This is a genomic window from Tabrizicola sp. TH137, assembly GCF_002855575.1.
GTDB lineage: Bacteria > Pseudomonadota > Alphaproteobacteria > Rhodobacterales > Rhodobacteraceae > Paragemmobacter.
The window spans coordinates 490640-504558 of record NZ_PKRQ01000001.1 but is presented as its reverse complement, the minus strand read 5'-3'; the positions used below and the strand labels follow the sequence as shown (position 1 = coordinate 504558).

Below are 13919 nucleotides of genomic sequence, written 5' to 3'. Positions count from 1 at the left end.
GCATTTCCTTGGGATAACCGGGCGGGGCCTTGCGTGCAGGCCAGAGTTTCGAATATTCTAGAAATACCGAAAAAGAGGCCCCCAATGGACATCGACACCACCGCCGCCCGCCTTGCCGCGCTGGGCAATCCGACGCGGCTGCGCCTGTATCGCCTGCTGGTCCGGGCGGGGGAGGGCGGGCTGACCATGGGGCAGGTGCAGGATCGGCTGGGCATCCCGGCCTCCACCCTGTCGCATCACGTCCGCGCGCTGGTTCTGGTCGGGCTCATCACGCAGGAACGCGCCGGGACGGCGCTGATCTGCCGCACGAACTATCCGGTGATGCAGGCGCTGCTGGGCGATCTGGCGGCGGAATGCTGTGCCGATGCGGGGCACCCCTGACCATGCGCCTGTCCCCTGACCGTCGCGGCTGGATCGTCGCCGCCCTCGGCACGGCCCAGACCGTGGGCTGGGCCTCCAGCTATTACATCCCTGCCGTCCTCGCCACGCCGATGGCGGCCAGCTTCGGCCTCTCGCCCGTCTGGGTCTTCGGGGCCTTCTCCATGGCCATGGTCGTTTCGGCCGCCATCGGCCCCTGGGCGGGCGCGCGGATCGACCGGATCGGCGGGCGCGGCGTGCTGATGCTGTCGAACCTCGTCTTCGCCACGGGCCTTGTCCTGCTGGCCGTCGCACCCTCTCCGGCGGTGCTTTTCGCGGGCTGGGCCATCATCGGCCTGGGCATGGGGATGGGTCTTTACGAGGCGGGATTCGCCACGCTCGCAGGCATCTACGGGCGCGGGGCGCGCGGGCCGATCACCGGCATCACCCTGATCGCGGGCTTTGCCAGCACCGTGGGATGGCCGCTTTCGGGCCTCATGCTCGCGCAATGGGGCTGGCGCGAGGCCTGTCTGGGCTGGGCGATCCTGCATCTCTGCCTTGCCCTGCCGCTGAACGCACTTCTGCCCACCGGGACCGAAACCAAACCCGAGGCTGAACCCGACACCGCCCCCGACGCCCCACCCCCGCCGCGCGGGGCGATGGCCCTTCTGGCCTTCGTCTTTGCCGCGACATGGTTCAACGCCACCGCGATGGCGGCGCATCTGCCGGGCCTCCTTCAGGCCGCGGGGGCCAGCACCGCGCTGGCCATCGCCGCAGGCGCGTTGATCGGCCCGGCGCAGGTGGCGGCGCGGGTCCTGGAATTCGGCCTTCTGCGCCGCTTCCACCCGCTCGCCTCGGCCCGCATGGCGGCTGCGGCGCATCCGGTGGCGGCGATGGTCCTGATGGCCTTTGGCGGCCCGGCGGCCTATGCCTTCGCCCTGCTGCACGGGGCAGGCAACGGCATACTGACCATCGCCAAGGGAACGCTTCCCCTCGCGCTGTTCGGGGCAGGGGGCTATGGCCAGCGTCTTGGCTGGCTGAACGCCCCCGCCCGCATCGCGCAGGCGGCCGCCCCGCTGATCTTCGGGGCGGCGCTCACCGCCTGGGGCCTCAACGCCATCTGGCTGACGGCCGGGATCGGCTGCCTCGCCACGCTCGCGCTCTTCCTGCTCAGACGCGGCTAAGCCGCCGCCCCGCAAGCCAACTGCACAGCGCCATCCCCCCCGCCGTCGCAAGGCACAGCGGCAACCCCCCGACCTGATAACTGACCCCCGACAGCAGCGTCCCGATCAGACGCCCCGCCGCATTGGCCATGTAATAGAACCCCACATCGCGGGTGATCCGCTCTGCCGATCCGAAGGCAAGGATCAGATAGGAATGGACCGACGAATTCACCGCAAAGACAAAGCCGAACAGCAAAAGCCCCGCCACCAGCGCCCCGGTCAGCCATCCCTCCGGTTCCCCGGCCAGATAGGCCGCCGCCGCCAGCACAAAGGGGATCGGCACCAGAAGCCCCGCCCAACGCACCGCCTTGCGCGTCGTCTCTTCCACCGCCTGCCCCTTGCCGCCCAGAATGCGCGGGGCCAGTGCCTGCACCGCGCCATAGGCGATGATCCACAGCGCCATGAACCCGCCGACAAGGAAGAACGCCTCGCGCCGCCCCTCGGCGGTGCCATCCGACAGGATCGCCTGGAAATAGATCGGGATGCCCACCACGAACCACACATCCCGCGCCCCGAAGAGGAACATCCGCGCCAGACTCAGGCGATTCACCCGTGCATCCTGCGACCGCCAGCCGCCCCAGCTTTCCTCGGCCTTCATCCGCCCCGGCAGGCCGGGTGGCAGGAACAGCGCCACCGCTGCCAGGATCACCGCCAGAACCCCCGCCATGCCCCAGACCGCCGTCTCGAACCCCGCCAGCGCCAGCAGCGCCGCGCCAAGGAAGAATCCCGCCCCCTTCACCGCGTTCTTCGATCCGGTCAGATAGGCGACCCAGCGGAACAGCCCGCCCTCTTCCGCCGGGGCCAGCAGCTTCACCGCCGATTTGGAAGACATCTTCGCCAGGTCCTTGGCCACGCCCGAAACGCCCTGCACCGCCATCACGAAGGCGACCGAGGCCGCGATGCCCCAAGTCGGATCAAGCTGCGCCAGCGCCGCCAGGGCCCCGATCTGCAAGGCCAGCCCGCCATAAAGCGTCGCCGCCAGCCCGAACCGCGCCGCCAGCCATCCCGCCCCCAGATTCGTCACGATCCCCGCCAGTTCATAGAGCAGGAACAGCCAGGCCAGTTGCAGCGGCGTGAATCCCAGCCCGTTGAAATGCAGCAGAACCAGCATCCGCAACGCGCCATCCGACAGCATGAAGGCCCAATAGGCCGCCGTCACCGCCATATAGGCCCGGATCGGGTTCGCCGCCGTCACAGCCGCGCCGCCACCATGCGCGCGATATCGGCCAGGCGGCAGGCATAGCCCCATTCATTGTCATACCAGGCGTAGATCTTCACCTGCGTCCCGTTGATGACCATGGTCGATTGCGCATCCACGATCGAAGACCGCGGATCATTGGTGAAATCGCACGAGACAAGCGGCCGCGTCTCATATCCAAGGATACCTTTCAGCGGCCCGTCCGCAGCGGCGGCGAACAGGGTATTCACCTCCTCCACCGTCGTCGCCCGCTCCACCTCGAAGACGCAATCGGTCAGCGAGGCATTCAGCAGCGGCACCCGCACCGCATGGCCGTTCAGCCGCCCCTTCAACTCGGGATAGATCAGCGTGATCGCCGTGGCGCTGCCCGTCGTCGTGGGGATCAGGTTCATCAGCGCCGACCGCGCGCGGCGCATATCCTTGGCGGGGCGGTCCACGATGGTCTGGGTGTTTGTCACGTCATGGATCGTGGTGATCGACCCGTGCCGGATGCCAAGGCTTTCGTGGATCACCTTCACCACCGGGGCAAGGCAATTCGTCGTGCAGGAGGCGGCGGTCACAAGGGTCTGCGACCCGTCATAAAGATGATGGTTCACCCCATAGACAAGGTTCAGCGCCCCGCCATCCTTGACCGGCGCGCTGACCACAACCTTCTTCACGCCCGCCGCGTAATAGGGCGCGACCTTCGCCCCCGTCTTGAAGACCCCGGTCGCGTCGATCACCAGATCGACCCCCATCTCGGCCAGAGGCAGCGCCTCGATCGTCTTCTCATGCGTCAGCCGGATGCGCTGCCCGTTCAGGATCAGCGCCCCCTCCGCCGCCGCGACCGGCGTCCGCCAGCGGCCATGGACGGAATCAAACTCCATCAGCAGGGCATGCTGTTCGGCATCCCCGACAGGATCGTTCAGCAGGACGATCTCGCCCCCCGCGCCGCTGTCGATCAGGTCGCGCAGGACAAGCTTGCCGATACGGCCAAGGCCGTTCAACGCGATACGGGGCATGGGGTCAGCCTTTCTCGGGGGTCAGTTGATCGGTGCCAATGGCATCGACGCGGGCCTGAAGCGACATCCGCCCCAATTGCTCGAAGGGCAGTTCCACAAAGGCCGCGATCCGGCGGCGCAGGGCGGCATAGGTCTGGGCGAAGACCAGCGCCTTCTCGGCCTCCGTCCCCGTGGCCTTCACCGGGTCGGGCAGGCCCCAATGCCCGGTGATCGGCTGGCCCGGCCAGGGCGGGCATTCCTCCGCCGCCGCCGTGTCGCAGACGGTGAAGACGAAATCCATCACGATGGACCCGGGCTGCTGGAATTCGCTGATATGCTTGGACCGCAGCCCCTCTACCTCATGCCCATTGCGCCGCAGCACCTCCAGCGCCAGCGGGTTCAACTCCGTATTGGGCCGCGTCCCCGCCGAAAAGGCCTGGAACTTTCCCTTGCCCAGATCGCGCAGCAGCGCCTCGGCAAAGATCGACCGGGAGGAATTGCCCGAACAGATGAACAGCACGTCGAAATCCGTGTCGCGCATATGCGCCTCCTGTGCAGCAGCCAGCAGCGGCGGGATCAGGTCCGGCCGGCCCCGCCCGATGTCAAAGACCAGATGCCCGATCAACCCTTCGGTCACCTCCAGATCGACGGAATAGAACAGCGACCGCCCCCGCCGTTCGACCTGCACCAGACCCGAGGCCGTCAGGTCCGCCAGATGATGCGACAGCGTGTTGGCCTTCAGGGCCAGCGCCTCGGCAATCTCGGTCGGCCGCTGCCCCTGCGGCGCAAAGCGCATCAGCAGGCGAAAGACGGCCAACCGGCCGGGATGGCCAAGCGTGGCAAAGGCATGGGCGGCGCGATTCTGTTCCATATTTCCCGAATATCGGAAATGATGGCCCGCCTCAAATGAAGCTTTGATGACAGCCTAGTCCGCCAGCGCCTGATCCAGATCGGCGATCAGATCCTCCGCCGCCTCCAGCCCGACCGAAAGGCGGAATCCGCCATCCCCGGCATAGGCGCGATAGGCCGCCTCCTGCGACGGGGTCAGGCGATAGGTGCCGCGCATCATCTCATCCGTTTCCAACAGCACGATGATGCTGCGCTGATGGCCCAGCGAAAAGGCGTAATGCGCCACCTTCAGCCGCGCCGCGATCCGCGCCGCCGTCGCCCGCAGGTCGCGGGTCTGGAAGAAGATCATCCCCCCCGGCAGGTCCATCTGCCGCTGCACAAGGTCGCGCTGCGGATGCGACGGCAGCCCCGGATGGATCACCCGCTCCACCTTTGGATGCCCCTCAAGGAAGGCTGCCACCCGCCCCGCCGTTTCCGAGATCTGCCGCATCCGGGGGAACAGCGTGTCGATCCCCCGCAGGATCAGCCAGGCGTTCATCGCCGGCAGCGCCGCGCCCAGATAGACCCCCGCCCGCCCCCGCAAACGTGCCACCAGATCGCGCCGCCCCGCCACGATGCCGCCCAGGGCATCGCCATGGCCGTTGATGAACTTGGTCAGCGAATGGATCACCAGATCGACCCCCAGCGCCAGGGGCCGCGTCGCCACCGGCGTCGCCAGCGTGCTGTCCACCGATACCAGCGCGCCATGGGCATGGGCGATGCGCGCCACTTCTGCCAGATCGGTCAGCCGCAGGATGGGGTTGGCCGGGCTTTCGCAATGCACCAGCCGCGTATTGGGCCGCAGCGCCGCCTCCAGCGCGCCGGGGTCCGACAGGTTCACCGGCGTCACGTCGATCCCCAGATCGGGCAGGATCGTCCGCGCCAGTTCCGCCGCCCCCGCATAGGTCACATCGGCGATCACCAGATGGTCGCCCGCCTTCAGCAGCGTCAGGAACACCCCCGCGATGGCCGCAACCCCGGTCGCAAAGGCCACCGCATCCTCGGCCCCTTCCAGCGCCGCCATCCGCGCCTCCAGCCCCCGCACCGTGGGGTTCAGCCAGCGCGCATAGGTAAAGGGCTCCGCAGCGATATCCCCCAGTTCCGCCGCCGAAAACGCCCCTTCGCCCGGCACCACAAGGTTGTTCACGGACATGGAGATGTTGGGCTGGATCGCCCCCGTCACCGGGTCGATCACCAGCCCGCCATCCAGCGCCATGGTCTGCGGCCGCCAGGCGGCGGTGGGGGGTCTGTCGTCCATTCGGGGTCGTCCTTGAACCTGCGCCACCGCCACCCTTGGAACAGGAGGGGGGCGAAGATCAAGCATCCATCGCAGGACGGCCCCCGCCGGGCTGCCCCCGTCAGGCCGCCCCCGTCAGGCCGCCCGCAGCAGCGCCCCGTCGCCCCGCGCCGCCTTCCGCCCCCGCGCCATCAGCACGCCGGACAAAAGCGCCCCCAGCAGCAGCACGAACCCGCCGGGCAGAGGCACCGGATTCACCTCCACCCGCGGCCCGTTCGCCAGCCGGTAATCAAAGCCGAAGCCCGAACCTTGGAAGAGCGAGGTGTAGGTATAGCTGACGAACACCGTCTGAAACCCGCCATCGCCATTCCCAAGGAAATGATCCGCATCGAAAAAGCTCTGGAACGAGGCAAGGTCGGAAAAGGTCTCGTTCAGGTTCAACGCGCCAAGCGTCAGGCTGAAGGTCAGCGTGTCAAAGGCCGTCTCCAGGGCTCTGGACGTCAGGAAATCCAGATAAAGCCCCTCGCCCAGGGTCGTCAGGAAGGAGAAGGAGGCAGATCCCCGGTACTGGCCAGCGGTTTCCCCGATCCCGCCATAGGCGGCCTCGAACAGGCCATAGCCGAAGGTCTGAGTCGCCGTTCCGAAGTCCGGCCCCGTCGGCGCCAGAACCGCCTTGCTGACCGCCGTCCCGGCCAGAAGGCCAAAGACACCGGGCGTGACCGCCGTCCCGACGCTTGAATGCGTCACCGCCGTGGCCGGGCTGGCGACCGTCGCATAGCTGTTGGCCTCGACATAGCCGCTGCTGCCCGCCGATGTGCTGTTTGCCGCGGCATAGCCTCCGGTCGCACCCACCACCTCGGCCAGGGCATCGGCGCTGTTGCCTGTATTGCTTCCGCAGCCAAGGCAGGCGGTCCCGCTATAGGCATTTGCACTCACTGCCCCGTAGGCGTTATCAGCCCCCATGGTCAGCCGCGCGTTGGCCGTGGCGCTTCCGTCAGCCTCATCCGAACCACCGGAATAGAAAACATTTCCCGCTGATCCGCCTCGCGCCTGTGCATAAACTGTTGCCGACGTCGTGTTGAGTGCGGTGACGTCCACAAGCGCCGTCGCATCCCCCCCATCCCCGTCAATGCTAAGGGGGTTGCCGAAGGTCGTTCCTCCAGCCCCGCCCGCGGCATAAACAGAGGCAAACACATCACTCGCAGCCGTTCCCATGTCGAGCGTGAGGGAAGAGGTTGCATCCCCGCCACGTCCCCCTTGGCTGTCGCTTGCTCCGCCTGCACCTCCATAGGCATTTTGCGCGAGGTTGATGCCGAACGGCGAAGTCGCCGCGACGGCATTCGTCATTATAGAGGCAGCCCCGTCCCCGCCACGCGCACCATTCCGCCCATCTCCGCCCGCTCCGCCAATCTGGCTCGCAGTCGCTGCGGCATATCCATCACTGACGGCCGAAGCCGATGCCGATGCCGTCCCCCCGACGCCGCCAGCAAAGCCGGGGCCACTTGCATCGCCCCCCTTGCCACCGAAAGCCGAACTGCTTGCCGAGTCATACTGAAACCATCGGCGTTCACTCTTCTCGGACATCACCGAAACCGAAGACGTCGCCGACCCGCCCGCAAGGCCGTTTCCGCTGGTCGATCTACCCGAGGCCCCGCCCGTCGCAGTGCCGGTTGCGGTCAGCCAATGGTCCAGCCCCGACGCAACCATATCCAGATCAACCCCGGCATTGCCGCCCTGTCCGCCCAGGCCCCCGTCATTGGTGCTGCCACCCGTGCCCCCCGTCGCGTCGGCCCTCGCGCTGTTAAACGTCTGGCTGTCGCCATCCTTGCTGAAGGACAGCACCGTCGTTGCATCCCCGCCGCGCCCGCCATTCCCGCCACCTGCGGTATCGCCCCCGGCGCCCCCAGCGCCGTAGGAGTTCAGGGTAGTGTTGAACGCCAGCCCAGTCGCCGTGGTGGCATTGGTCATCACCGATTCTGCGCCGCTCCCGCCATCGGCCCCCGCAAAACCGATGCCGCCCGCGCCGCCGAATTGCCATGCCTGCGCGTACACTCCACCGTCAGCGGAATTCTGAACCGCATCGGCAAAGGCCGTCGCGATCCCGCCCTCTCCACCGACATGCCCGACCCCATATCCCGCGCCGCCAGTGCCGCCATAGGCTTCGCTCCGCGAATCCGCATTGCCACCCGCCGCTTCCGTACTGGCGCTGGCCGTCGCCGCGCCACCGGCCCCGCCGCCTGCGCCAAGCTCTCCGACGAAGCCGGCGTTTCCACCCGTTCCGCCCGTCGCCCGTGCCGACGCAGTCGCCCCGCCGCCCGGATTGACCGTGGTCGCCGTCGCACTCGCCCCGCCGCCATTGCCGCCCGCACCCTGCGACCCGCCCGGAAGCACGCCAACGCCGCCATCCCCCCCGTTGCCCCCGGTCGCATAGGCCTCGTTACTGGTCACATCCGCATTCGACAGGGCCACGGCATCGCCGCCATTCCCCCCGTCCGTCCCGGACTCCCCGGGATTCACGCCCGAAACGCCCAGAATTCCGTTTGTCCCGACCAGGTCAACAGTCGCCGCACCCGCTGGGTTTCCGATGCCGGGAAGGAGGAGAATCAGGGGCAGCGCGGTAATGCATTTACGAATCCGAGGCTTATTCGAGAGGATCATGATTTTCTCCGCGGAAATAAACTTGCTGTGAAAAGCGTGTTAATAACCCTTGATCGAGTCAAGCACTCTGAATTCGCACCGATAGCCGTCCTGTTGTTTCCACAACGTGAACAATCCGAGACGGGCCTCGCCCGCACCGCACCGAAGCTGTGCCCCACAAGGATGCAGCCGGAGGGGAGGGGATCGCCCCGGCCAGTTCCGCCGCCCCCATCTTTCCCCGCGCGCGAGGGGGCGGGGCAGAGAAACTTCCCCTTGCCGGGGGCGTTCAAGGCACAGGTTTCTTCTCGTTTCACACCGACCTTTGGAATGGCCGGAGGCGCGGTTCGGTGGCAGGTTTAATCACGACCAAGAGAATCGACATAAGGCCATCCCCATGACCCGCACCCTCATCGGACTTTCCGGAAACCTCGACCGCCCGTCCAAGACCCGCGCCCTGGTCCAGACTGCCGTCGCCAGCGCCGCCAGCCGGTTCGAGGCCGTGGGGGCCGTCTTCGACCTTGCCGATTTCGGCCCCTCGCTCGGCACTGCGCGGCGGGTGGAGGATCTGGCACCGACCGCCCGCTCTGCCCTGGACGTGATCCTCGCCGCCGATGCGCTGATCGTGGCAAGCCCGGTATACAAGGGCAGCTATACGGGGCTGTTCAAGCATCTGATCGACCTGATCGACCCGACAGCCTTGCGAGGCAAGCCGGTGCTGCTGGCGGCGACCGGCGGCGGGGATCGCCATGCGCTGGTGATCGAACATCAGCTCCGCCCCCTCTTCGGCTTCTTCGAAGCGCAAACCCTGCCGACCGGGGTCTATGCCGCTGATCGCGATTTCAACGATGGCCAGCCCGCCTCTCCTGCGCTGAACGACAGATTGGCGCGCGCCGTGGATCAGCTTTCCCCCTTCTTCGCCCGCCGGACCCAGCCCGAAGTCTTCGTCCTCAGCGCCTGATCTTCCTCCCCTCCCGGCCTGCCCGACGCGCGCCCCTCGGGGCCGTGACCGGCCTCGCCTTGCCTGACGAAAGGATACGACCCATGACCCGCAAGATCCGCCTCGGCGCCTTCCTCCCCGGCGGGGGCCAGCATGTCGCCGCCTGGCGCCACCCCGACAGCCCCGCCGACGGGGCCACCAACTTCGCCTTCCATGTCGCATTGGCGCAAGAGGCCGAACGCGGCCTCTTCGACGCCTATTTCCTGGCCGACGGACTGGCGGTCAGCTTCGGCGGCGGGATGGAGGGCGGGAACGCCAAGGTGGCAGGGTTCGAGCCGGTCACGCTGTTCTCGGCCCTTGCGCCGCTGACGAAGAACATCGGCTTCATCGCGACCGCCTCCACCACTTACGAAGAGCCCTACACCCTCGCCCGCAAATTCGCCTCGCTCGACCTGATCAGCGACGGGCGCGCAGGCTGGAACGTGGTGACGACCGCAACAGAGGCGGCGGCGCAGAATTTCAACCTCGACCAGCAGCATCCCCATGCCGTCCGATATGCCCGCGCGGCTGAACATGTGGAGGTGGTCAAGAAGCTGTGGGACAGTTTCGAGGATGACGCCTTCCTGCGCGACAAGGAAACCGGGCGCTTCTTCCATGAGGGCAAGCTGCACGCCACCAACCACCGCGGCGCGCATTTCAAGGTGAAGGGGCCGCTGAACGTCTCCCGCTCGCCGCAGGGCCATCCCGTCATCGTGCAGGCCGGGCAATCCGAAGATGGGCGCGGCCTCGCGGCGGCGACGGCCGAGGTGATCTTCACCGCGCATCAGCGGCTGGATACCGCGCAGGAATTCTACCGCGACATTAAGGCCCGCGCGCGTGGGCTGGGGCGCGATCCGGCGCATATCCTCGTGATGCCCGGCGTGTCGCCCTTCGTGGGCCGGACGCTGGAGGAAGCGCGCGAGAAGTATGACCGGCTCACCAGCCTGATCCTGCCCGAAGACGGCATCTCGCTGCTGAACGGGCTGACGGGGGGCACGCTGGACCTCAAGGGATACGACCTTGACGGTCCCCTCCCGCCCGCGCCGCCGACGGAAGGCATGAAATCGCGGCAGGCCCTCATCCGGCAGATCGCGGATGAGAACAACTTCACCATCCGCCAATTGTATCAATGGGTCGCCTCGGCCCGTGGCCATTTCACCATCGTCGGCACGCCCCAGACCATCGTCGATACGCTGCAAGAGTGGTTCGAGAACGAAGCAGCGGACGGCTTCAACATCCTGCCGCCCTGGCTGCCGACAGGGCTGACCGATTTCGTGGATCTCGTGATCCCCGAATTGCAACGCCGCGGCCTGTTCCGGACGGAATACGAGGGCCGCACCCTGCGCGAAAACCTCGGCCTGCCCTTCCCCACCAATCGCCACGCGCTCGCCCGCAGCGCGTCCCATGCCGCGGAGTAAGGCCATGACCCTGCAAATGCTCGACTCCCCCGCCCTGGCTACCCCGCCCTCCCGCGCGTTTCTTGCGCGGGCAGGGCAGGGCGCGCGCAAGGCCGCCGCCCGCTATGGCCTGCTTCTGGGCTTCCTGATCCTCTGGCAGGTGGGCAGCACGCAGGGCTGGCTGAACGCCACCGTCTTTCCGCCGCTGCATCTGATCTTCGCCGCGCTGTGGGACGGGCTCGCCTCCGGGGCGCTGATCGACGACATCGCGATCAGCCTGCAACGGTCGGGGCTGGCCTTTGCCGCCGCCGTGGGCCTCGGCATCCCGCTCGGCCTCTTCATGGGGCAGATCCGGGCGGTGGAACAGGCGCTGGACCCGATCCTGCAATTCTTCCGCCAGACCTCGGCCCTGGCGCTCTACCCCGTCTTCATCCTGCTCCTGGGGCTGGGCGAGGCATCCAAGGTCTTCGTCATCTTCTGGGCCACGCTCTTTCCCATCCTTCTCGCCACCATCGGCGGGGTGAAGGAGGTGGACCGCAAGCTGATCGAGATGGCGCGCACCTATGGCGCGCCGCGCCGCACGGTCTTTCTGCGCGTGGTGCTGCCCGCCTCCATCCCGTCGGTCTTCGTCGGGCTGCGCCTCTCGGCCACGACCGCGCTCCTCCTCCTGATCGCGGCCGAGATGATCGGGGCGAACCGGGGCCTCGGGTTCCAGGTGATGAACGCGCAATACAATTTCCAGATCCCTCTCATGTTCGCGGCGATCTTCCTTCTCGCCCTGCTCGGCCTTGCCGCGAACTTCACCCTCGTCACGCTCCAGCGCCGCCTGTGCCGCTGGGCGGAAGCCACCTGATCCCTGCCAACCTCCTTAACCATCAAGGAACCTATCATGACCTTCTCCTTCCGCACCCTGGCCCTGACCACCGCTCTGGGCCTTTCCTTTGCCACAGCGGCAAGCGCCGAGGTGACGATCCGCTACCTCGCCAGCCAGGGCGGCCTGAACGCCCATGAACTCGCCGCCGAACTGGGCTATTTCGAAGGCACCGGCATCACGCTGGAAAACGTGGGCTATGCCCAGGGCGGCCCCGCCTCGCTCGTGGCGCTGGCCGGGGGCAGCGTGGAGCTTGGCTCGGCGGCCACGGCGGCGGTGCTGAACTCCATCGCCGCAGGCAATGATTTCGTCGCGGCCTATCCGTCGAACGGGATCAACGATCAGGCGCAGTCGATCTTCTACGTGCTGGAAGACAGCCCGATCCGCACGATCGAAGACCTTCAGGGCAAGACCATCGCCGTCAATACCCTTGGCGCCCATCTGGATTACGTGGTGCGCGAGGCGCTGCACCAGAAGGGCCTGCCGCAGGATGCCGCCAGCCTCGTCGTCGTGCCGGGGCCGCAACTGGAACAGGTGCTGCGGTCGGGTCAGGTGGATGTCTCGGCCTTCGGCTACTGGCAGACCACCTTCGAAGGCGCGGCGCGTCAGACGGGCGGGTTGCGGGCGGTCTTCGACGACACCGACATCATCGGCGAGATCGCGGGCGGCTTCGTTGTCCTGCGCCGTGACTGGATCGAGGCGCATCCGGAAGAGGCGAAGGCCTTTGTCGAAGCCTCGGCCAAGGCGCTGGACTATGCGCGCGAGAACCCGGAGGAGACCAAGGCCATCTTCGCCAAGGTCCTGGCCGAACGGGGCGAAAACCCGGATGTGGCGCAGTTCTTCGCAGGCTATGGCGTCCGCGAAGGCGGCCTGGCGGTGGAGCGGGACGTGCAGTTCTGGATCGACGTGCTGGAACGCGAAGGCACGGTCGAAAAGGGCAGACTGGTGGCCAAGGACATCCTCTACACCACCGGCGACTCGCCGGTCAGCAACTGACGGGGCTGCGATGCGCGTGGTGGACACCGCCCGCCGCGGGGAGGTCACGATCCGTGACCTCTCCAAATCCTTCACCCTGAACGGGCGCAGGCTGGATGTGCTGCGCGGGATTGATCTGGACATCCACGGTGGCGAGGCCATCGCCATCGTCGGCCCCTCCGGCTGCGGCAAGACCACGCTCCTGCGCGTGCTGGCCGGGTTGGAAGAGCCGGATCGCGGCGATGTGCTGATCGACGGCGCGCCGGTCCACGGGATCGGCAACCAGCGCGCGGTGATCTTTCAGGAACCGCGCCTGCTGCCGTGGCTGACGGTCACGCAGAACGTGGCCTTCGGGCTGGAGGTGCGGGGAACGCCTGCCGCACAGGCCGCCGACCGCGCCCGCCACTATATCCGGCTGGTGGGTCTGGCCGGGTTCGAGGAGGCCTTTCCGCGCCAGCTTTCGGGCGGCATGGCACAGCGCGTGGGCATCGCCCGCGCCCTGACCGTGCAGCCCGAGATCCTGCTGCTCGATGAACCGCTCGGCGCGCTGGACGCGATGACGAAGCTGACGATGCAAGAGGAGTTGGCGCGCATCTGGCGCGAGGAGGGGGTGACGATGATCCTTGTCACCCACGATCTGGAAGAGGCGATCTTCCTCGCCGACCGCGTGCTGGTCATGTCGAAGGACAGCACCACCCCGACCCGGCTGATCGAACTCGACCTCCCCCGTCCCCGCGACCGCAGCACCCCGGGTTTCGTCGCCCTGCGGCGGCGGCTGATGGCAGAGTTCGGCCTGCACTGACCGGCAGGCCGAACCCGTCAACAGGGCAGGGCGCGACAGCTCTGTGAATTCCGACACAGCGCCTTGAACTGCTGCCTCCACATGCGGTGCTACCGAGAGGGCATTCGCAACGAAAGGAGTTTCTTCCGCTACAGCGTGAGCTTGAAGCAGCCCGTTGCCTGTCGGGAGACCGATTAGGCGCGTGGGCCCGAAGCGAAGGACAGAGTTCCAGATTTTTCAGAAGCAAGGGTTCCAAACGATCTGTGAAGACAGGCTTACCATGTAGTTTCTGCATGCCCCCTTTAGGCACAGTGTCCGAGCAAAACCGGCTCTGAAAGCATCGGCCCAAAGCTGCCCGTCGCAGCGCTATGTCGATGGCCAGTCGTTACGGAAACTTTG

Annotated in this window: 12 protein-coding genes; 7 read left to right on the top strand and 5 right to left on the bottom strand. The window is 67.0% G+C overall.

Going from position 1 to position 13919, the window contains the following annotated elements:
• The first annotated feature begins 84 nt into the window (after positions 1-84).
• Positions 85-381 (top strand): helix-turn-helix transcriptional regulator, encoded by a 297-nt coding sequence (locus tag C0V75_RS02490; protein ID WP_101919304.1) that lies wholly within the window; start codon positions 85-87, stop codon positions 379-381.
• A complete protein-coding gene (locus C0V75_RS02485; protein ID WP_101919873.1) occupies positions 378-1541 on the top strand; it encodes an MFS transporter in 1164 nt (387 codons plus the stop codon). Before C0V75_RS02490 ends, C0V75_RS02485 begins: the two co-directional genes overlap by 4 nt.
• Here C0V75_RS02485 and arsJ read toward each other — a convergent pair.
• The 5 genes from arsJ to C0V75_RS02460 form a co-directional block, all read right to left on the bottom strand.
• On the bottom strand, positions 1528-2745 hold the full coding sequence (arsJ, locus tag C0V75_RS02480) for an organoarsenical effux MFS transporter ArsJ (protein ID WP_101919874.1): 1218 nt from the start codon (positions 2743-2745) through the stop codon (positions 1528-1530). The two genes, C0V75_RS02485 and arsJ, sit on opposite strands and share 14 nt — an antisense overlap.
• A 26-nt stretch (positions 2746-2771) precedes the next feature.
• Positions 2772-3779 (bottom strand): ArsJ-associated glyceraldehyde-3-phosphate dehydrogenase, encoded by a 1008-nt coding sequence (locus C0V75_RS02475; protein ID WP_101919303.1) that lies wholly within the window; start codon positions 3777-3779, stop codon positions 2772-2774.
• Between the two features lie 4 nt (positions 3780-3783).
• Entirely contained in the window at positions 3784-4629 is an 846-nt protein-coding gene (locus C0V75_RS02470; protein WP_101919302.1) for a helix-turn-helix domain-containing protein, read from the bottom strand.
• 54 nt (positions 4630-4683) lie between these two features.
• The gene (locus C0V75_RS02465; protein ID WP_101919301.1) at positions 4684-5904 is read right to left on the bottom strand and encodes a PLP-dependent aspartate aminotransferase family protein; all 1221 of its coding nucleotides are present in this window, start codon (positions 5902-5904) and stop codon (positions 4684-4686) included.
• A gap of 114 nt (positions 5905-6018) precedes the next feature.
• Positions 6019-8400 carry a hypothetical protein gene (locus tag C0V75_RS02460; RefSeq protein WP_101919300.1) on the bottom strand — a complete coding sequence of 794 codons (2382 nt, stop codon included), beginning with the start codon at positions 8398-8400 and terminating at the stop codon, positions 6019-6021.
• Between the two features lie 514 nt (positions 8401-8914).
• Here C0V75_RS02460 and msuE point away from each other — a divergent pair.
• From msuE to C0V75_RS02435, 5 genes are all read left to right on the top strand, one after another.
• On the top strand, positions 8915-9478 hold the full coding sequence (msuE, locus tag C0V75_RS02455; protein WP_101919299.1) for an FMN reductase: 564 nt from the start codon (positions 8915-8917) through the stop codon (positions 9476-9478).
• Between the two features lie 83 nt (positions 9479-9561).
• On the top strand, positions 9562-10914 hold the full coding sequence (locus C0V75_RS02450) for an LLM class flavin-dependent oxidoreductase (protein WP_101919298.1): 1353 nt from the start codon (positions 9562-9564) through the stop codon (positions 10912-10914).
• Between the two features lie 4 nt (positions 10915-10918).
• Entirely contained in the window at positions 10919-11746 is an 828-nt protein-coding gene (locus C0V75_RS02445) for an ABC transporter permease (RefSeq protein ID WP_101919297.1), read from the top strand.
• A 36-nt stretch (positions 11747-11782) separates the two neighbouring features.
• Positions 11783-12760 (top strand): ABC transporter substrate-binding protein, encoded by a 978-nt coding sequence (locus C0V75_RS02440; protein ID WP_101919296.1) that lies wholly within the window; start codon positions 11783-11785, stop codon positions 12758-12760.
• A gap of 10 nt (positions 12761-12770) precedes the next feature.
• On the top strand, positions 12771-13541 hold the full coding sequence (locus tag C0V75_RS02435; RefSeq protein ID WP_101919295.1) for an ABC transporter ATP-binding protein: 771 nt from the start codon (positions 12771-12773) through the stop codon (positions 13539-13541).
• The last annotated feature ends 378 nt before the right edge of the window (positions 13542-13919 follow it).